Below are 20138 nucleotides of genomic sequence, written 5' to 3'. Positions count from 1 at the left end.
GCGGACAAACCCCCGGAAAACGGTACCATACGGGGCAAGTACCGTTTTGTAGTTGGTTGCGGAAAGCTGGCTCTGTCGCACTCGCGGTCTGTAGGCGGCCTGTAGAACCGCCATATATCAGAGACTTAAGAACTACGAAGATCTTGCGGCCATCCCTCTCGCCGGGAGGTCGTCATGGCGAAGACTGAACAGCTCCACACCTCTGTTTCCGCTCAAATTTATACCCGCTTCTCCGGAATCGCCGCCGAGCGCAATCTCTCGAACGCGGCTTTACTTCGCGACCTCGCCGAGGAGCTGGTTGAGGCTTATGACGCCGGTCGCGCGATCTTCCAGAAGGACGCTGGACCGCGGCTCGACACCACCGTCAGCGGTTTGGTGCACCAGCTCAAAGAGCTCGTAATCGAAATGGACCGGGCACAGGCCGACAACGTCCGGATGCAGCATAAACTTCACGAGAAATGGAACGGTGGTGAAGAAGCCAACCGGCTCGCACAGCAGCGGCTCATTGCCGAGTTTCGAAAGCAGGACGAAGCCAGTCTTTCACCTTTCCTGACAATGACCGAAGAGTTGCTGACCGCATTCGAAACGCTGGAGCCGAAACTTTTCGAAGCGCTTGAAACGCGCCTAGCCCAGATTTCCGAGCAACTGGCCAAGACGATTGAGCTGGCAAGCGAGCCCCGGGAAATGCGGGGACTCTACCTGGGTGACAATCGAATGTTGTCGCTCAAATTTCTCAGCGCATGCGGAGGACTGCTGCTCTCGCTTGGAATACTGACGGGGCTTGTATTGCCCGGGCTGTTTAGTGGGTGGTCCGTCTGGCAGGCCTCAAAGCTGATCGACAGTCCCGCACAAATGTGCCGTTTGATCGAGCGCGAATACGGCCGCGCCGACTGCCAGCTTCCTGAACCGGAGCGCGAACTCGGTCTTCGCGTCATCGCTCATGAGGATGAGCGATGATCCATGTAAATGCAGTTACGTCAGGTGCGGGGACCGTCGAGTACCTTACGCAGGATAACTATTACACCTCTGACCAGGCGCTCGATTCCTCTGAGTGGTTAGGCAAGGGTGCCGCAGCGCTGGGGCTGAGCGGTTCCGTCGACAAGGACATGTTCGCCGCCGTCATCGAGGGCAAGCTGCCCGACGGTTCGGAGATCCAAGGCAAGGATGGCGTGCGCCGCTTCGGCGATGAACTCCACTTCAGCGTGTCGAAGTCGGTGTCGTTGATGGCGCTGGTTGGAGGCGACAAGCGCCTGATCGAGGCGTTCACGGAGTCGGCGAAAGTGGCCCTGAAATGGGCCGAAAAGAACGTCGTTGAAGCGCGGGTCTGGGACAACGAACTGGGCACCGCTGTGCCCGAGCGCACGGGCAACCTCCTTGTCGCCAGCTTTCTTCACGACGTGAACCGTAACATGGAGCCCCACCTCCATATTCACGCGGTCGGCATCAACGCGACCCAGACCGCGGATGGCAAATGGCGAGCGGTCCACAATCCAGAATTCTACCGTGCGCAGCACGCGATGAGCGCGGTGCACAACGCAGAGATGCGCGCCAGGGTCGAGGCGCTCGGCTACGAAACTGTCCCCGCTAGGGAGGCGGTCGATGGCGCATTCGAGATCAGGGGTGTTTCCCGCGAGGTGATCGAAGCCTTTTCGACCCGGCGCGCTGAGGTGGTGGCCGAAGCCGCAAAGGATGGACGAAGCAGTGCCAGGGAACTTGAGCTTGCCGCGCTTTCCACGCGCAAAGGCAAAGAGATGAGCCCGGACATGGCGGGTCAGAAGGAGCGATGGGAGGAAACAGCAAATCGTGTTGGCTTTGATCCCCAACCTCTGATCGACAAAGCTCTGGCGCGATCCAGCGCCGAGCAGACTGTCTGGACCCGGCTTGTGACCGGCATTCGCGGAATCGGCGCCAAGGGCATGGCGATTGCCAGCGCAATGGGCCTGACCCCGAAAGATAGAGACGCTTTGGTCCCGGAGCGGCTTGGCCGGCTTGATCCCAAAGCGTTTGCGGCAGCACATGCGGTCGCCTCCGCTGCGAGAGAACTTGGCGAGCGCGAGGCGGCCTTCAGCCGCAATGATTTGATCCGCCATTCGCTTGAACGACAGGGGCCATTCACGGTCGAAGCGATTGAGGCGCGTATCGAGCAACTTCAGCAACGGGGCCTTTTGATTGGCGGCGGTCCTGCGGATCGTGACCGGATGCTGACCACACAGCAGGCCGTGGCCATCGAGAACAAGGTCGTTGCTCTGGCGCTAGCAGGAAAGGGAAGCGTTCAGCCCATCGCAGAGCGTGACGGAGCAGTCGCACGCCTGCAAGAACAGGCGCGGGCCATCGGCCTGCGACGCCTGAACCAGGGTCAGGAGAAGGCCGGAGCCGATATCCTCGTGAGCAAAGACCGCGTTCATCTCGTCCAAGGCGGCGCTGGTGTTGGGAAGTCAGCGGCGTTGGCTCCGGTGGCCGCCATTGCGCGGGAGGAAGAGCGGAATGTGGTGGCGCTGTCTCATGTCGGCAGAATCGCGCGTGAGTTTGGGGAGAAAACGGCAGCGCCGGCTTCCACGGTGGATGGCTTTCTGGCCCGGTATGCACGGGTTCTCGGCGGCAGTGCCAGCGCGGAAAGGGTGGCGGAAGCGCGGGAAGAGCTCAGCGGCGCGCTGGTGATGGTGGACGAAGCGAGCCAGATCGGAACCGACCGGCTCGCACGTCTGATCGACCTCGCCAACCGGATGGATGTCGGGCGGCTCGTCCTGGCGGGCGATATCAAGCAGCTACCCGCAATCGAGGCGGGCAAGCCGTTTGCCCAGCTTCAGGGCCAGGATCTTGGCAGGAGCGACATCGCTGAAAACCTGCGCGCGCAGACGCCGCAGATGCAAGCGCTCAATCGTGCGCTGGGGGACGGTGACATCGATCAGGCGTTCAAGGAGCTCAAGGCGGCGACCACCGAGGTCGCGCCGGGAAATATACCGAAGACTGCTGCGAACATGTGGGCCGAGCTATCGAAGGATCAGCGCGACAGTACCGTCCTCCTTGCCGCAGGTCGCGCCATGCGAAGCGCGGGCAATGCGGAGGCGCAGAAGGCATTGGCTGCGCGGGGCGAGCTCGGTGCGAACAGTATCCGCCTCGATGTACTCGACCGGGTAACCATCACCCGCGAAGGCGCACGCCAACTCAAAGGCTATCACGAAGGTCGCGTGGTCGCATTCCAGACGAACTTGCCGAGCCAAAAGTTCCAGCGCGGTGAGCGCGGCGAGGTCGTCGACGTCTCAGATGGCAAGGTCGAGCTGCATATGGGCGATGGCGAGCTCAGGACACTCGATCCCTCGCGACTTCCGGCCAATCTCAAGCATGATGCCGTCACCATTTTCGAGCGCAAGAGTATCGCCCTCCACGAACAAGACCGGATTCGCTGGACCGCGAAGGACGGCGAACGTGGGTTGCTCAACGGCGATATTGCCCATGTCGAGCGCATCGATGGCGGCAAGGTCACGATAAAGGCGGGCGATGGCAAGCTGCACGAACTGCCGCAAGGCGACTCGATGCTCGAGCGGCTCGATCTCGCCTATGCAATCAACGTGCATGTCGCACAGGGCATGACCGCCAAGGATGGCATCATCATGATGTCGGAGCGCGAACGGGCGCTCAACAACACAGCCTCTTTTCTGGTCGCTGTCACCCGGATCGCAGAACACGCGACGCTGGTGACCGACAATCCCGATCGTGTGCAGCGCCAGGTCGAGACCAGGACGGGCGAGAAGACCAGCGCAATGGATGTTTCGAAGACCGAGACAAAGTCGCCCGAACACTATCCCGGCTTCAAGGAAGACCTTCAGAAGCTCTCCGAAAAACTCGGCCCCGAATACGCCATGGCCGTCCTTCAAAATCGCGAGCGCGATATCACGCTCGAAAAGCCCCTCGGCCGGGGCAGCGAACCGGCGCGCGACAAGGGTGAGCCCGCACGTGATATTCAGCGCAGTCTCGACGTCGAGCGGAGCCGGTAAATATGGCCACATCCGCACATTCCCACACTCTCACATGTGAACATGAGGACCATCGCGCATGACAACAACACCACATCCAAACACCCGCACCGTCGCAATTGTCAGTCAGAAAGGCGGTGCCGGGAAGACGACTCTGGCGATCCATCTCGCCGCATCGGCTACTCGCGCGGGTCAGATAAGCCTGGTGATCGACACCGATCCGCAGGCCAGCGCCTCGCAATGGGCCGAATGGCGACACGGCGCGCCGCCCGAAATCATCGACAGCGCACCGCCGCGCATTGCTGCAAAGATCGAGGCTGCCTCAGAGCAGGGCGCTGATCTGATCGTGATCGACACGCCGCCCCATGCCGATCTTGCAGCCAGCAAAGCGGTCGAGTGCGCAGATCTCGTGTTGATCCCCTGCCGCCCGAGCGCGTTTGATCTCGCCGCGATGCGGACAACCATCCGTCTGGTCGAACTGCTCGCCAAGCCCGCCTTTGTTGTATTTACCGCCGGCCCGCCCAATGCTCCGTTGATCTATGCCGATGCGATGGAGCTTGTCGCCGGGTTCGGGGCGCAGACCTGCCCCGTCATCCTGCCTGACCGCGCCACCTATCGCCATGCGGTTGCGGGCGGCAAGACCGTCTTCGATCTTGATCCTCCAAGTAAGGCTGCGCGCGAGATTGAACAGCTTCACATGTGGGCGTGTGAACAGCTGAACATGGTCATACCAGAACACGAAAGGATGTCCGCATGAACCGCTTTGCCAACCTTGCTGATAAGCAGCCAAAAGACGACATGCCGGCCGAACCCGTATCACCTGCAGCTAACCCCCAGATCCCGCCAAGCCGTGTCGGTCGGAAAGCGATATCGGGCTATTTCTTGCCTGAACTCTCGCTTGCCATGCACACCTGCGCGCGGCGCAACGGCCTCAGCCTGCAGGACCTGATGGCCGAAGCGTTCAATGATGTTCTGCGCAAATATGGCGAAAGCCCGATCGGATCGTAGAAGGAGAGACTATGAGCCCCCCTAAACAATCGCGGTGCGCCGCGCGCATCGAGTTCCTGATGCTCAGATATCAGCTTGCGGCACTCCTTGTTACCTCGGTGCTTCTGCTGAGCCCACTTGCGATATTTCCATTGATCGGCGGCCCGGTGTCATCTGCTATCTTCGCGTCTGTCACGGTTGCCCTCGCGTTCCTTGCCCAATGGCAAATCGCAAAACGTCTGTTCATGGGGCCGCCCGCCAGTGCAGCGCTGATTCGTGTAGCGCGTGACACGCTGCCATTTGCCTGCCGCGCCAAATTCGACCACGAGGTTGCGGGCGAGCTTGAGAAATGGCGGACACCGCTTTCGGCCTGGCGCGTTGTCGACCTACATCGATCCCTTCGGCGGAAGTGGTGCAACGCGCACGACAGTGATGTGGGTATTCGCGAGCAACATCTCGCTGCGCAGATCGCGGAGGTGCGTGACTGAAAATGGGCCGAGAACGAACCCTCTCCTTACGGTTTGATAACAGAGCGGAGCCGCTGTTCGGCCCTCTCCTTACCGCCAGACGGAAGCCGCAAAGCGGTGTAAAGATCCACGATCGGCCATCCACGGTGGCACCCACCAGCCATGTAGGTGCCGTAAGCGCGCCAGCATAATTGTCCGCTCTAAATGCATATAATCAAAACCTGTTGCATAATGAGGCTCAATATGTGCATAAGCGCATCGAAATATCGATTCACGGGGTCTTATGGAGCATTTTTCAGCAATTCGCAGTCTTTGCAGGATCGGGCTCGAGAATGGCGACGGTCGCTTTCGGCAACAGGTTGAGCGACTGCGCGACCGTCTCAAGAAGGCAGGAGATGCGCGCGATGCGCAGACCCTGACTGATTTGCTGAACGCCGTGGAAAGCGAGGGTGACCTAGTTCCAAGCAGCGTGGAGGTCTCCAGGTCACTCGTCACTGGCGATGAGCTGACCGCGAATGTCCATCCGCCGACCGACCGTGAAACAAGCGTGCCGCTGGCCGAAATCGTCCTACGGCCCGGCGAAGGGCGACCCGATCCGATTTACGACGAAACGCTGTCCTTAGCGCTCGCCGGCTTGGCGACGGAGTGGCAGCGTACAGATGCGCTTCGCGCAATGGGCGTCGAGCCGTCCTATTCGTCGTTATTCTACGGCCCGCCCGGCACCGGCAAGACGCTCACCGCCTTCATGCTCGCGGCGCGGCTCGACTTGCCGGTCGTCAATGCCCGCATCGATGGTCTTGTAAGCTCCTTCCTCGGCACGACCGCCCGCAACATCGCTAACCTATTCGACTTCGCCAATCGCTACCGCTGCGTACTCATACTCGATGAGTTCGATGCGCTGGCCAAGATGCGCGACGATCCGCACGAGCTCGGCGAGCTCAAGCGGGTGGTCAACACCCTCTTGCAGAACCTTGATGCTCGGGCCGGGCGGGGCCTCACCATCGCGATCACCAATCATGACGGCCTGCTCGATCCGGCAGTCTGGCGTCGGTTCCAAAATCACATCCGGATCGGCATGCCAGACGCGCAGACCCGGCTGACCATGCTGCGCTCCTTTCTCGCCTCACTAGACCTCGGCGATGACGTGCTAAAGATCCTCTGCTACGTCGCCGGAGCGCGGTCAGGCGCCGACCTGCGGACATTCGCGGATAGCCTCAAGCGTAGTCTCGCCTTATCCGGGGAGGAACCGTCCCCCGCTGCAGTCGCGGCGGCTACGCGCGGACTACTGCCGCGGATGGGCGTCGATTCGAAAGAGATGGAGCCGGCGCGGTTGCTGGTATCCGACGAATCCGGCTTTATCGGCTCGGTGCTCCACGCCGATCTCGGGATTCGCCAGGATACGCTCGCTCAAATGTTCGAGTGCAGTCAGAGCAAGATCTCACGCGCGTCGAGCGATTGGGAGTCCCGTGAGCGCGACGCCCGTGCAGAGGTGAGTGATGGCCAATAATCCGGTCCAGATCGTCCTTAACGACGAATCCTATATTCGCGCTCCCGAGCCTGGGCGAGCCGGGCCTGACAAGGACTTCTTCGACGGCAATGATCGCGGATTTGCGGCCCACAAGCAGGCGATGATTGATCGCCTCGACGAGATCGACGCGACACTGGCGAGTTCGCGCTTCGGACCACTGGCCTATGTCCGTGTGCGGATGCGGACCGAAGCCATCGCGAAGTCCTACCGTCCCAACCGCAGCCTGTTCATACGCGACCAATTTCCCTGCGTTGGCGCGGGCGCGCCCGGCGAACTCTTCTTCCGCTTGCCACGTCATCATCTCCCCCGCCTGAGGAACCGGTTTGCCAGCGCCGAGGAACGCGGAGAAACCCGCGTGAGCCGCAACGGCAACACCTATCGCTTCGTAACACGGGTTCGCTCGGAGCTGGGGGCAATCGAGGACATTGACGTGGCGCCCTCCGATTCCAAGCGGAACTTCTCCGCCGCCCAGGCGGTCCAAGCGCTGTTACAGCCTTCGGCGGCGAGTGGTTACGTGGTCGAACTTTTCGAGCAGCGTCCACTCGTGGACGAGATCTCCGACGACGTGCTCGGGCTGCGGCGCAGTTTCGACACTCTACAACACGACATCGCTTCGCTCGGCCAGGGGACGTATGCCGCGCTGCTGCCAAGCCCCGGCGGCGTGCCCTCTCTAGAAGTCCTGATTACAAATGCCCGCAACGCTCCGCTGATTGAGGATCGCAGGTCGATCAGGAGCGAACTGACACTTTCGCCTGCGGTTTCCTCAATAGACCCGGACATTGAGCGTCACGAAAAAGCCCTGACGGTCCTTGCCAACCACCCGCTCGTGAGAAGGATCCGGTTTCCGGTGGTGCTCGCACCCTCCAGTGCCCCCGCCTCCGCCTCCGCACGTCCGTTCGTCGTGCCGCCCCGGGTCGCCTCCGCGACTTATCCCAAGGTCGGAGTCATCGACACCGGCGTGGGACCGGTTCTGTCGGACTGGACCCAGTCACGCTACGATTTCCTATCGGAAAGCCAGTGCGATCCCGAGCACGGCTCCATGGTCGCGGGCATCCTGCTCGGCGCCCGTACAGCGAACGGTCCCGGTATCGGGCGTGAGGAGGACGGCTGCGATATCTGTGACATTCCGCTGATGCCGCGCGCGCGGTTTCTCGATGTCTACGGTCCGCGCGGGTTCGAAGCCTTCCTCGAAGAACTCGAGGCCGCGATCGTCGAGGCGCGCGACGACCATGGGGTGCGAGTGTTCAACATGTCGCTCAATATCACCTCACCTGTCGAACAGAACCTTTACAGCATCTATGCTGCGCGGCTCGACGAAATCCAGGACCGCCACGGCGTTCTGGTGATCAATTCGGCCGGCAATCTGCAGGCAGCCGAATGGCGCGCGCCTTGGCCGACTAAGCCGCGTCATGCACTGGCAGCGCTTGCTGCGCGAACCGCCCCCGACACGATCTACATGCCGTCAGAAAGCGTCCGTGCGCTCTCGGTCGGGGCGCTTAACCCTCCCGGTGGTGCTCATCTGGACGACGCGCCCGCCACCTACACCCGCCGCGGTCCGGGCCTCCGGGTCGGGATCAAGCCCGACCTCGCGCACTACGGCGGCAACGGTGACGCCGCGGCACCTCACGCCACCGCGCTCGCTACCTGCAAGAGCGATGGCACGCTATGCGAGACGCGTGGCACCAGTTTCGCCGCGCCGCTCGTCGCCAAGACAATCGCCAGCCTTGATGCGATCACTGGGCAACGGCTCGATATCCGCTCGCTTCGCGCGTTTGCTATTCACAATGCGGAGACGCCCGCCCCGCTGCGTAACCGCTCGCTGCGCGACATCGCGCGGCAGTTCGTTGGCTTCGGGCAACCCTGTTCGGCCGCGGAGATGCTCGAAACCGACGATCACGCCATTACCCTAGTCTTCGAAAGCCGACTTACTGTCGGTGAACGGCGACCGGCTATCCTGCGCTTTCCCTTCACCTGGCCTGCCTCGCTCGTCGATCCGGCAACGCTCGCTTGTCGCGGGCTAGTGCGCATGACCCTCGTGTACGACCCTCCGATCGACCAGGCGTTCGGCACCGAGTTCGTGCGGGTCAATCTCGACGCCAAGCTCCAGCAGCGCCAGCCCTTCGATCGCAGCGACGGCTTGCCTAGCTGGAACGACAAGATTGAACAAGGTTTTCTCCCTCGCTCCGCAGGTATGACGCCGCCTGAGCGGGCACTCATTTCCCAAGGGCTCAAGTGGTGGCCGTCCAAGCGCTACCGGAAGGATTTCGGTGGCGGCGTAGGCGAGAGAACCGAGTGGCGGCTCCAGGTCGAGAGCATCGTGCGGGCCGAAGCGGCTTTCCCTCCCGAGGGCGTCCCCTTCTCACTGATCCTGACGATCGAGGATCCCGATGGCCGCCAGCCCGTCTTCCAAGAGCTGCGTCGCCAGTTCGTGAGCAACCGCGTCGATCTGCACGATGTTCGTACCGCGGTGCGGTTGCGTGCTCGCGGTCGTACTTAGCGCCAATCGCGAAAAAGTCAGGCGCTGCACCGTGACCGGAGAGCCACTGATCGACGGGCAGCAGAATTGAACCTTGAATGGATGAACAAGCTCATGACAGTTAGCGACAGCTCCGATCCGGTCGTGCTCGATCCGCGGCAGTTGGCGCGGATCGAGAATGTTCATCGCGGCTTTCTTTACCAGCATCTCTATGCCGCCCAATGTCTTCTGCAGGCTGGGAAGAGCGCAACGCTGCGCGTGGTCGTCGAGCACGACGAGGACATCGAAATCGTGCGCGCAGACGAGCGCCTCTACATACAGGTCAAGAAGCGGGCCGAGGTACTGCAGCCCTCCGATATCGGCGATGCGATGGAGCGCTTTTCCGAGCTGCGAGAGGAACACGTCTCGGGGACGCGCAAGGGAAAGGCGAGCTTCGTCATCGCTTGCAATGCGCCACCGTCTGCCAAGCTTGCCAGGATGCGGCAGGCAGACGCATGGCCGCAGGATGTCGAACTCCACTGGCCGGGTGGGCCCGACCCAGAATCGGGTTTGCCACGGCCCGCAGTCGATATCAGCGGTGCTTTCGAAAATTGTGTCGCGTTGGCCGATGCATTGCCGCTTGCACTTCTTCGCCCCGACACTCTCAGCTGGAAGCTTGCCGGCGAAGTGATGCTCGCCAGCGCGGGCGCCGCGCCGCGCGAGAATCACGCGTTTAGTCGCGAGGAGCTGCCGGCGCTTTTCGAGCAATTGGTCGTGCGGATGCAGGACGTCCCGGCTCCGCCGCTCGTCTATCGCGCGCAGATAGAGGAACCAGCGCTGCTGAGTGACGAGCGCGTGCGCATGCTCGTCGGCCATTCGGGCGCGGGCAAGACCGCTTGGGTGGCGGAAGCTGCAGTCCATGCCAACACGCCGGTAACTTATATCGACGTCGCCGACATTCCGGGAACGGCTCTGCCAGCGACGGTCACCCGCGAGGTCGCAGCGCGGATGTTCGGGCGTTCGCATGGGATCCTTGGCGAGATCCTACTCCCGGGCGCATCGCCACTCGAAACGCTTGGTGCCCTGAGCGCTCAAATCAAATCCGCAGGCAGGTATGCTCATGTCGTTCTGGACAATGCGCATGCGCTGGAGGCTGGCCATTTGCGCGCGCTGGTGGAGCGGGCACCAAGCCTGCGATTCTTCTTAATAGCCCAGCCCGGTCCGGCGGTGGCCGAGCTGACGGCGATCCTAAAAATTGAACCCGAAACACTTGGCGGTTGGGAAGAAGACACCGTCGTCGCGGCCCTGGCCGACGCTGGTTGCAGCGCCGATTATTCTGCGTGTGAACGGATCGCACGTTTGACCGGCGCCTTGCCATTTTATGTGCTCAACGCGGGCACCCTCGCGGCGCGCGAGTATGGCGGCTCGGTCGCGGCATTGTGCGCCGATCTTGAGCGACAGACCCAGACCGTCGAGTTGGCCCAGGAGGTAATCCTGCGGCGCGCGTTCGACGGGTTGCCCGAAAAGGAAAAAGAGGCGGTGAGCGTGCTCAGCCTGTCGGATGTCGCTTTGGTGAAAGACGATGTGCTGGCTTTTCTGGAGACCGCTTTGGAACTCAGCAAACGTGAGGCCGCCGCCCGGCTGCGCGCGGTCCCGCGCTCGGGAATGCTCGAGCTGTTCGGCAATGCGGGCGTAAAGGTCCATGACGCGGTTCGCCTTTTAGGACGCGCGCATCTTCTCGACCGGGGTAATAATGCGGAGGAGGCAGCGCAACAGGCACTGCTTGAGGTCATGGTTCGCTCCATCCGGCGCGACTGGAGCATCGGCAAGCTCAGTCTCCTTATTCGCCTGTTTGGTGCGCTAGGCCAGTCCAGGGTGCTCGTTCAGTTCGCCACAGACGAGCTGTTTCACGAGATGGGCGTATGGCCGGAGATCGAGCCTCTGATGGTGGCCGCGGCAAACGACGAGGAGCAAGAGCCAGAAACAAGGCTGTGGGCGCTCGATGCGCTAGTCTTCAACGATCTTAGGGAAGGAGACGTTGAAGCGGCGCTGCCGCGCCTCGAAATCATGAAAGCGCTTCTCGACGAAGGCGGGCTGGGGCCTCAGGAATGGCTCGCTTGGGCGATGAAGAATATGCTCGCAATGACAGAGTCGGGCGACGTCGAAGGCGTGCTTGTGCTCGCCGATGAGGTTAAAGGCCAGTTGCCCGACAGTGAGGAGCATCGCCGGGTCTTTCGATACAACCGCGCTCTGGCGCTATTCAAGCTGGGCAGACACAGTCTGGCTGCTGACGAAGTCGAGCCTTTGATCGAGGAGTATTACGGCGTCCTTGGTCTGACACCCGATGTAGTGATCGGTCGCAACGCTCCGGAAATACGGCGGATGCTGCCCAAAGATCACGACCTCACTGACGACCTCAAGCATCTCGCCGACACGCTCGACCTCTTCGCCCAAGCACGCGGCCGGGACGGATTGACTTCGGGCCTTGCGCGTATTCACGCGCTTAAATTCTACGATCTCGCCCAAGCGCCGCAATCGCTTGTACGGGTTGGGCAGGATCTTGTCGACGACTTCGTCGCGCGACATGATTTCATCGGCGCACGAGAAGTCATCGAGCGAAACATCTTCCCGATCATCCAGGGCATGGGCTTGGTTTCATGGGTTGTGCCGGTGCGAGCGCAATATGCCGTTGTACTCGCCTATTGCGGTGACCATCAGGCAGCGAGCGCCGAAATGGAACGGCTGCTGCCTTACGAAGCGGGCCTGTCGGGGCCGCAGCGCGAAGAGCTGCGCGGGCAGCGCAGATTAGTCGACCATCTTCGCCGCTTCGGCGGCCCTACGCAATTTGAGCTCACGGTCCCCCAGCCACTCAAAAAATTGTTCGACGCACGTGGGGGGGGTACGGCGCTGCCGCGACGAAAGAAGATTGGCCGCAATGAAACATGCCCATGCGGTTCAGAGCGAAAATACAAACACTGTCACGGACGATGAACTGCTTCCTTCGTGCGACTACGATCCGCGTGACAGGGGGTTTCTAGGGAACGAACAAGGTCGGCGGATTGGAGACTCGCCAAAAACCTGTTTGGCCTCGCGGCCCATTCGCGATGCGTTCCACCCAACTGTCCCGCAATTATTCGGCAATTGATGGATGTCGGCTTACAGGGTTGGCGGCGAGCAATCTGAGCGACCTAAATTAGGGCGCGTTAAAACTGCCGATAGGAAGGCCTAGTTCCAGCGTACCGCGACCTGCGAAAAGGTCTGACAGTTCAAAGATTAGTCGCTCAGTCTCCCACCCAGCCCGGGATCAATCAACCACGATGCACCCAGTTCGAAATCTGGGTTAGCTGCGGCGATGGGGCCGTCAGGCTCATCGCAAATGTAAGGTGTGTGAGCTACTTGCACGTTTCCGCCATGCCGAAGCAAATCAGCTGAGATTTCCGTCCTTCCGCGAAGGATCTGCACCAACCACTCGAAGTCTTCGAGCATTTGCACCACTCCGCGGCCAGCGAGCGAATAATACAGACACCGTTGGAAATCGTCGCAGCGCGTCGAGAGGATGCGTGCCAGCTTCGCTTTGGCACCAACGCATTCTTCATGAACCGCTTCTAGCGCCTCAAAGAGTTCGAGCGAGGCATAGTAGGCATCGAATGCATCGATTCCGATGCAGGCGTTTGCCAGCATACGACGGGTGGGCCGGTTCGCTTCGTCCAGCGCCGCGTCTGCGAGCGTGATGTCGAGATCGAAAGCGCCGATGTCAAATGACCCAGCATTGAATGATGCAGGCATCGCTTGCCCCTTTCGTGGACAAATTATGGAGAAGAAGCCCTTCGGGCAACCGCCACATTCGGCCTCCGCGTATAATCGGGAATTGGCCGGGGTGAAGAAAGAGGAGGGGGAGGAGCGGCATCGAACAAAGGAGAAGTTCGATGTGCACAAGTTTGCTCGAAATTGGTCACGATTTTGAGGACCGAATGAACGAAGTAGCAACGCAATTTGCGAAAGCCGCCGATGGCACCCCTTACGTAGTTTACGCTATTCTCGATCCTACCAAGACCGATCCGAGAAGCCGATACCAAGCGCTACCTTTTTACGTGGGCGAAACGAAGAACCCTCATGGTCGAGCGATCGATCATGTTCGTCGAGCACTTGCCCAAAAGGACAGGTATCAGTCCGCCAAGTCAGAAATCTACCACATCATACTTGCCAACCAACTTCCGCGCTTCATTGTGCTCGAACGATGTTCAACACGCGCTCAAAGTCTGGAGGCGGAATTACGTTGGTCGCAACAACTCCTGAAGTGGAATTACTCTCTGTCCAACTGCCTCCCCGGCCAGTCGCGCATCATCAGCAAGCTCCACTATGAAAGGCTCATCGCCAACCGCCTATGGAAACTGACTATGGCCGAAGCCCATGCCGCTGGGATTAGCATAACAGAGTCGTGCCCGTCTGGATGCTATCGGAAGGTAGTGGAGCTGAGTGCTTGTGCGGCTTCCGAGAGCTCGGGGCGAAAACTGGCATCACTCAAGGAAACGATCGCAGCTTGCAGCGGGTGCCAATCAGAGCCGACCATTGCAATCATGGAGCAGAACGGCTCCCAGACATCCTGGAAACGGCCAGCGCGCAGCACTAATGATCTGCCTCGACTGCGATCACCGCGTCGCCAGTGACAAGAAGCGATGATACGATGAAGCCGGCCCCAATCGGCATCGGAGCGAGGCGGACGTTGAGGATGGCGTTCGCACCGAGGTCCCTAGCGCTCTCGCACATTTCCAGCATGACCTCTTCGTAGACTTGCCCTGTATCTTTGCGAGGATCAAGCAACCCGACCTTTATGTCTTTTGAAGAACCCACGATCGCAAGGTGCTTCGAGATTACCCACCCCGGAAGTGAGGAGGCTGAAGTCACCATTTGCGTAGGGATGGCGAGTTCCTTTGCGCCCCCACCAAACAGGTCGCGCATTCCCATCAGCGTGCACGCTCAGAGGAGACGAAGCGCGCAGGATTATTGGCAACGATTTCCAGCGCTCGTTCCATGACGGCGAAAAGCACTCGTCGTTCTTCGACGCTATCTGCTGGGCTACCGAGCAGAGTCACTGTTTGATGTCCGCCCGCATCCATACCGGTCTCGCTATTTGCAAGCGTTACCAATACCCACGCGTAGGATCGTTCTTCCAGGATCCCACTTGTGCCCTTCAGCACAACGTGCAGATCTCGAGCTTCAAGGAACCCGCACAGCTCTTCGTATCGCTCCAGGTTTGAGAGTGCGGATGCGACAGCCTCCTCATATTCGGCATCGTAATCCACAATGATTTGGCAGCAACTTCGTGACGCAGGTAGCGGGTCGGCCGCAAGGGGATCTGTGTGCGGGGACAACAAGAAAAACGGCATTGCCCAGAGATTTCGTGCGGTCTTCACTTTGGCGCCTCCAAGTTATGTGAGAGGCGGACCCGAGCCGGGTGTTAGTAACCTGGACTTGCGCACAGGCGCTGCCGCCTTTGGGCAGAACCTTGGACATGCGCGACAGCCACCCGGCCGAAACTGGTTCGACCGGTCGCAAGATTGCGAGGTTACTAAGCCTCACCCGCGGGACTGACCGACAGGCAGGACTGAGATAGCGGGTTCAGACCTTTCGAGAAAGCCTTTGATGTCCGCTTTGACTAGGGGGCAGAACCGGAGTGTCCGGATTGGGCTTTGATGGTTTCAAGAGATAGCAAAGCACACGACACCTGCGGTCACAGATACAGCCCCGATGAGTTTTCCAGGGGTCATTTTTTCGCGCAACGCCAAAGCGCTAAAGAGTGCAGCGAACAGAATGCTCGTCTCCCGTAGCGCAGACACCGCCCCCATTTTTGCGTCGCTCATGGCCCAAACTGCGACGCAATACGCCAACGCAGACAAAACGCCTGCGAAAATGAGCGATGCGCCCTCTTTGCCTGTTGGGATCACGGGCGCCTTTCTCCTTATGACGATGAAAGCCAATGGGATCAGGAAGCCTGCAAACGCGGCCTGCCACGACGCATATCCTGTCGGGCTGCCGGACGCACGGACACCCAAGCCGTCAACGACCATGTAGCTTGCAATAAAGGCTCCGGCGGCAATCGCAGAAACCAAAGATTTTGTATGGGTGCGGTACCGACCGACAGCGAGCGAAAAGATCCCGACGGACACCAATAGGATTCCGACCAGCCCAATGGTGTGCGGCAGCTCTCCCGCGAAGATCGCGGCCCCGATCGTAACAAGAAGCGGTGCACTTCCTCTGGCAATCGGATACACTTGAGCAAGGTCACCATGATCGTACGCGCGAACCAGAAACAGGCAATAACCGACCTGCAGAAGCGAAGATAAAAGGATGTAAGGAAGGCTCACAAGCGCTGGCGGCTGGAGCAGCGCAGCGAAGGGTAAAGCCGCTATGGCTCCAAACAGAGAGATGATCGAAATCGACCACAGTCGGTCTGTGCCACTCTTAACATGCGCGTTCCAACCCGCATGGATCATGGCTGATGCCAGCAACAGAGTTACGATGACCGGCGACATCGCGTCAGCCAGCCCTCATTCTTGATTTTTGTGTGCCCAACACGGAAATCACATATCCACCCTTTCCCGAGCGTAGAATATTGCGTCCCCACATGCTATGAATGCTTTTAGGATGAAGCAAAACAAGCTTTTAGTTTGGCTGTCAGGGTCGGGGAGCCAACAATTAGACGGCCTTGATCTCACCGACCATGTGTGCCGGACCCGCGCAAGCCCGGCACACGTTTCCGCTAAGCCCCATCGGACTTGTGGTGGGCTTCCTGCGGGTTCGCCGCCATTCCCACCCCCGCGCTCGATCCGCCCCACGGTGCGGCGTCTCCTGCGGTCCCCGCGCTTATCGGGTCCGGGTCCCCATCGTGCTAGGTCGCACGGCCAGTCGCTGGCGATTGGTCAAGCGAAGTTGCCTGAACAACTGACCTGAAATTCTCCAAGATTTCGGGGTGGCGAGTTTCGAGAAACCGCTCGATCTCGCGCTTGCCAAGCAGGCGTTCGAGGAACCCCGATGCCACGACAAGCACAAGCATGTCGTCGCCGTAGGACATCTCCAGTTCCTTGTAGTCGGTACTTAGCTCGGACATCTCCCGCTCCAGTCGCTGCATCTGCTCGGTCGATAGGCCCGTGGCCTTGCGCTGCTCGTCAGGCTTGAGGAGGTCTTCCGGTTTGGTCGTTGCGAGCAGCGCCTTGGCGTAGGAGGATGTGAAGTTGTTCGCAGAGACCATCAGCTCCGCCACTTCGAGCTGGCGGAGCGGCTTCATCTTGCGCAGCTTCTGGAAAGCGACGTGGCCGACCTGCTTGTCCTTCAGCAGCTCGGCGACGTCGTCGCTTATGCCTCGCAAGAGATGGCGCCGGTTGCGGATCACCTTGATGTCGACATTGAGGGCGCGGGCGAGCTTCTCCTCAGAAACACCGCGATCGAGCGCACGGACGATCATGTAATGCTCCTGGATCACCGCAAGGCGATTGACCCGCTTATTGTAGGTGAAGGATTCGTCGTCATGCGCGATGATGCAGGGCACCTCGCTAATCCCCTGTTCGCGCAAGGCCGCGAGCCGCACGTGTCCGTCGAGAAGGAGATAGGCTCCACCCTTCTGACGCGCGACCGACAAGGGCTCGATGATACCGACTTCGCTGATCGATGCGGCAATACGGCTGTATTTGACGCTCTGCTGCAGTGTCTTTGGCAGCGCCTTTGTCGGCAACAGCTTCTCGATCGGGAGCGTTATCACATCCTGATCGAAAGCAATCTTGATGGGCTTGGTCATGGGGAAATCCCGGTACCAACACGCTCGGCCAGTGCTTCGGGCAACGAGGTGATGCCCTCCGCTCGCATCAGGGTCACGAAATGCTCATCCGCAAGCAGGCGGCGAAGAGCATTGGACACGAAAAGGAGTCGGCTGCGCGCCAGCGAAGCGCGCTTGATCAGGAGCTTCTGGCGTTCGGTCTCACGCTGGTAAGAGCGGATCAGGCTTTCCGAACTGACCCTGCGCGTTCGCGCATCCTTGCCCGAACCGCGATGCACCTGCTTGCCGCTCACCTTGCGCTGCTCGATGATCTGCCGGATTGCGAGGACCTGATTTCCAGGTAGCTTATTCTGCTCGTAGGCCTCGGCGAGCGCCTTCTGGACCTCGCCTTCTTTGGCTCTGGCGATCTCCATCGCGATCGAATGCGGAATGGTGCCCCGCTCGACCGCGTTGATCAGTTTCTCCTCGCCTTGCTCGAGCAGCACACAGATTGCCGCGACATAGTCGATCGAGAACCCGACCTTCTTGGCGATTTCTGCATGTGAATAGCCGCGCTGCGACAGCTCTCCGATGCCATGGACAAGTTCGAGCGGGCTGTGCTGGCGCCGGGCCAAATTCTCGACCAGGCTCATGACGAAGCAGTCTTCTTCGTTTGCTTCGACGATCATGGCCGGGATTTCCGAAGCACCGAGCGCGATGAATGCTTCGAGCCTGCCCTGACCACAAACCAGATCGTAGCGGTTCTTGCCCGGTCGCTGGCTGACTGTGATCGGCTTCTTGAGGCCAAGTGAAGCGATGGAATCGACCAGTTCCTGAAACACGCGCTTGTTGCGCACACGCGGATTGAGCACGGTGATGAGATCGATCGGAACCTGACGAATTTCGGTGGTTGCGTCGCTCATGCAGCCTTCCTCAACGAGGTGCGACGGGTCAGTTCGACAAAGGCGTCGAGGGTGTCGTAGCGGAACGCATCGAGTAGGATGCCGTTGTCGGGTGCGAGGCGGAGCTTCGGAGTTTGGTTGAGATCCAGCCACGGAAACAGGTAATAATCGCGCACCGTCTGGTTATCGTCCTCCATCCGGACGGCAATGGTCAGATCGGGACGAAGGCCGCTGTCGAAACGAACCTGCCAGCGCATCCCGCCTGCCGGCGAGACGTGGCACCGGGCGATCACAAGTGCGACGGTAAACTCCTCGTTGATCCGCAGCAGGTCCGATACCGGATCCCGCTCGACAGTGCCGCCTTGTGCTTCGATGTCGCCGACCACCGACGCGACAATCTCGGGATGCATGGCGCGCAGCGCCCGGTTGATCTCGATATAGCTGTAGTCGCGAGTAGGCGTGTAGCCGACGAGTTCGTATGCGCGGGTCAGGCTTCCGAAGCGGTGCCGGAAAGTCGAACTCGACGGCATGTCCTCCAATTCGTCGATAACCACGCCCGACAGCCACCCCTTGTCGGCAAACAATTGTGACAGGCGGTCGAGCAATTCCTGATCAGTAAAGCGACGGGAGCGTTCCTGAACGATGCGTTGGGCTGCGTCGAAAAAGTCTTGCTCCACGATCGGCTCGAAAGCGCCATCCTGCCGCACCCACATGTCGGGCGGATTGGCGACCCGCTTCGCCTTCAGCTTGTAGGAGATGCGGTTGTAGACATTGTTGCCGATGTATTTCTCATTGGTCAGGATCTGGTGGACGGTGCCGCGCGTCCATTCCCTCCCAAGGTCGGTCCGCAGACCTTCGGCGTTGAGCACATCGGCGATCTCGCTTTCGCTGCGCTGCTGCACCACGAACATGCGGTAGAGCCGCCGGACCGTTTCGACCTCCTCAGGCGGTCCCGGCTGCAAGATCACCCGGTCGGTCTGCAGGCTCTTGTGTTCGCCTCGTGCCAACTCGGCCTTTACGTGTCCGTGTTCATCGACCAGCACGCGCCTCAGACCGAAGCCGGCCGGACCACCTTGACGATAGCCGAGCCGGATCAGACGGCATTGCCCGGTGAAGACCTTGGCGGACAGTTCCCGGCTGTATTCGCCGGCCATCGCGCGCTTCATGCTCTTGATGATGGTAGCACTAAGGCTTCCGTCATTCTCGAACTGTTCCGCGCAATAGTGAACTGTGATCCCGCCCTCACGGCAGATGAACTCATAATAGGCGCTTTCGTCGGCGTCCTGGAACCGGCCCCAGCGGCTCACATCGTAAACAAGCACAGCCTCGTAGTCGGCTTGCCCCGTGCGAACATCCTGGATCAGTTGCTGCAGTGCCAAACGCCCTTCGAGCTTCAGCCCGCTTTTGCCGGCGTCCTCATAGGTCTTGACGATGTCGAACCCACGCCGCGCGGCATATTGCGCAATTATCTCTGCCTGGTTCTCGGTCGAGTATTTCTGATGCTCGGTCGACATGCGCACATATTGCGCGGCTCGAACTAGCGGCCCCTCATGGTCTTTGTCTTGCTCTTCTTTGGCCGATTGCATCTGCCCGATACTTTCATTTTCTCACGGAATGACACCTTTCGATTCCCTCGAATATTTATTGGGAGTTCAGCGGTATGTCGTTCACGAAGAAGGACCGAAGTCTTCAGTCGAAATCAGGAAAAACCTTTCCGGAATTGTCGCCGTCGGCATTGAGTGAGGCTCTTGCACTTGCACTCAAGCAGGAGTTCGGTGCGCTGCCTTCGTCGGTCAAAACAGTTGCGAAGCTGACCAGCTCCAATGAGCGGGCTGTGCGAAACTGGTTCGATGGAAAGAACAGTCCAAGCGCGGACAATCTCGTCATTCTGATGCGTCATTCTGACCAGATCTTGCGGACAGTGCTTGAGCTGGCGGATCGGCGCGATCTTATGCTTGCGGTCGGGCTCGCAGGCCTGCGCGCTCAGCTGGTGGACGTACTATCTGCGATCGATGAGGTGCAGGGTAGTTGATCTGGCATAAGCCAACCATCGCCTAGTCGATAAGTTAAATCGG

General features: G+C 60.0%; 16 protein-coding genes. 9 read left to right on the top strand and 7 right to left on the bottom strand.

Annotation, left to right across the window (positions count from 1 at the left end):
* Positions 1-174: 174 nt before the first annotated feature.
* From P8Q88_RS13435 to P8Q88_RS13400, 8 genes are all read left to right on the top strand, one after another.
* The gene (locus tag P8Q88_RS13435) at positions 175-957 is read left to right on the top strand and encodes a hypothetical protein (RefSeq protein WP_278324337.1); all 783 of its coding nucleotides are present in this window, start codon (positions 175-177) and stop codon (positions 955-957) included.
* Positions 954-3995: a MobF family relaxase gene (gene mobF, locus P8Q88_RS13430; protein ID WP_278324336.1), complete on the top strand. Its 3042-nt coding sequence runs from the start codon at positions 954-956 to the stop codon at positions 3993-3995. The genes P8Q88_RS13435 and mobF overlap by 4 nt, the downstream gene beginning before the upstream one ends.
* A 58-nt stretch (positions 3996-4053) precedes the next feature.
* Positions 4054-4731 carry a ParA family partition ATPase gene (gene parA / locus P8Q88_RS13425; RefSeq protein ID WP_278324335.1) on the top strand — a complete coding sequence of 226 codons (678 nt, stop codon included), beginning with the start codon at positions 4054-4056 and terminating at the stop codon, positions 4729-4731.
* A gap of 41 nt (positions 4732-4772) precedes the next feature.
* Positions 4773-4982 carry a ribbon-helix-helix domain-containing protein gene (locus P8Q88_RS13420; RefSeq protein WP_278324499.1) on the top strand — a complete coding sequence of 70 codons (210 nt, stop codon included), beginning with the start codon at positions 4773-4775 and terminating at the stop codon, positions 4980-4982.
* An 11-nt stretch (positions 4983-4993) separates the two neighbouring features.
* Entirely contained in the window at positions 4994-5449 is a 456-nt protein-coding gene (locus P8Q88_RS13415) for a hypothetical protein (RefSeq protein ID WP_278324334.1), read from the top strand.
* A gap of 262 nt (positions 5450-5711) precedes the next feature.
* Positions 5712-6935 (top strand): AAA family ATPase, encoded by a 1224-nt coding sequence (locus P8Q88_RS13410; protein ID WP_278324333.1) that lies wholly within the window; start codon positions 5712-5714, stop codon positions 6933-6935.
* Positions 6925-9453: a S8 family peptidase gene (locus P8Q88_RS13405; protein WP_278324332.1), complete on the top strand. Its 2529-nt coding sequence runs from the start codon at positions 6925-6927 to the stop codon at positions 9451-9453. The genes P8Q88_RS13410 and P8Q88_RS13405 overlap by 11 nt, the downstream gene beginning before the upstream one ends.
* 819 nt (positions 9454-10272) lie before the next feature.
* Positions 10273-12402: an SEC-C metal-binding domain-containing protein gene (locus tag P8Q88_RS13400; RefSeq protein WP_278324331.1), complete on the top strand. Its 2130-nt coding sequence runs from the start codon at positions 10273-10275 to the stop codon at positions 12400-12402.
* A 282-nt stretch (positions 12403-12684) separates the two neighbouring features.
* Here the strand turns inward: P8Q88_RS13400 and P8Q88_RS13395 are convergent, their stop codons facing one another.
* The 7 genes from P8Q88_RS13395 to P8Q88_RS13365 all read right to left on the bottom strand — a co-directional run bounded on the left by P8Q88_RS13395 (position 12685) and on the right by P8Q88_RS13365 (position 19649).
* The gene (locus P8Q88_RS13395; RefSeq protein ID WP_278324330.1) at positions 12685-13197 is read right to left on the bottom strand and encodes a hypothetical protein; all 513 of its coding nucleotides are present in this window, start codon (positions 13195-13197) and stop codon (positions 12685-12687) included.
* Positions 13198-14037: 840 nt separating this feature from the next.
* Entirely contained in the window at positions 14038-14370 is a 333-nt protein-coding gene (locus P8Q88_RS13390) for a heavy metal-binding domain-containing protein (protein WP_278324329.1), read from the bottom strand.
* 5 nt (positions 14371-14375) lie between these two features.
* On the bottom strand, positions 14376-14825 hold the full coding sequence (locus tag P8Q88_RS13385; RefSeq protein WP_278324328.1) for a hypothetical protein: 450 nt from the start codon (positions 14823-14825) through the stop codon (positions 14376-14378).
* Between the two features lie 285 nt (positions 14826-15110).
* Positions 15111-15944, bottom strand: coding sequence for an EamA family transporter (locus P8Q88_RS13380; protein ID WP_278324327.1), 834 nt, complete (start codon positions 15942-15944; stop codon positions 15111-15113).
* A 356-nt stretch (positions 15945-16300) separates the two neighbouring features.
* The gene (locus tag P8Q88_RS13375) at positions 16301-17203 is read right to left on the bottom strand and encodes a plasmid partitioning protein RepB C-terminal domain-containing protein (RefSeq protein ID WP_278324326.1); all 903 of its coding nucleotides are present in this window, start codon (positions 17201-17203) and stop codon (positions 16301-16303) included.
* Positions 17200-18084, bottom strand: coding sequence for a plasmid partitioning protein RepB C-terminal domain-containing protein (locus P8Q88_RS13370; RefSeq protein ID WP_278324325.1), 885 nt, complete (start codon positions 18082-18084; stop codon positions 17200-17202). The genes P8Q88_RS13375 and P8Q88_RS13370 overlap by 4 nt, the downstream gene beginning before the upstream one ends.
* Complete coding sequence (locus tag P8Q88_RS13365; RefSeq protein ID WP_278324324.1) at positions 18081-19649, bottom strand: recombinase family protein; 1569 nt, start codon at positions 19647-19649, stop codon at positions 18081-18083. Before P8Q88_RS13365 ends, P8Q88_RS13370 begins: the two co-directional genes overlap by 4 nt.
* Positions 19650-19723: 74 nt before the next feature.
* Between P8Q88_RS13365 and P8Q88_RS13360 the strand changes: the two genes are divergently transcribed.
* A complete protein-coding gene (locus P8Q88_RS13360; protein WP_278324323.1) occupies positions 19724-20095 on the top strand; it encodes a hypothetical protein in 372 nt (123 codons plus the stop codon).
* The last annotated feature ends 43 nt before the right edge of the window (positions 20096-20138 follow it).

The sequence above is a fragment of the Qipengyuania marincola genome (assembly GCF_029688625.1).
Taxonomy (GTDB): domain Bacteria; phylum Pseudomonadota; class Alphaproteobacteria; order Sphingomonadales; family Sphingomonadaceae; genus Qipengyuania.
The sequence above is the reverse complement of the archived record's forward strand: the minus strand, read 5'-3'. Positions and strand labels throughout refer to the sequence as shown.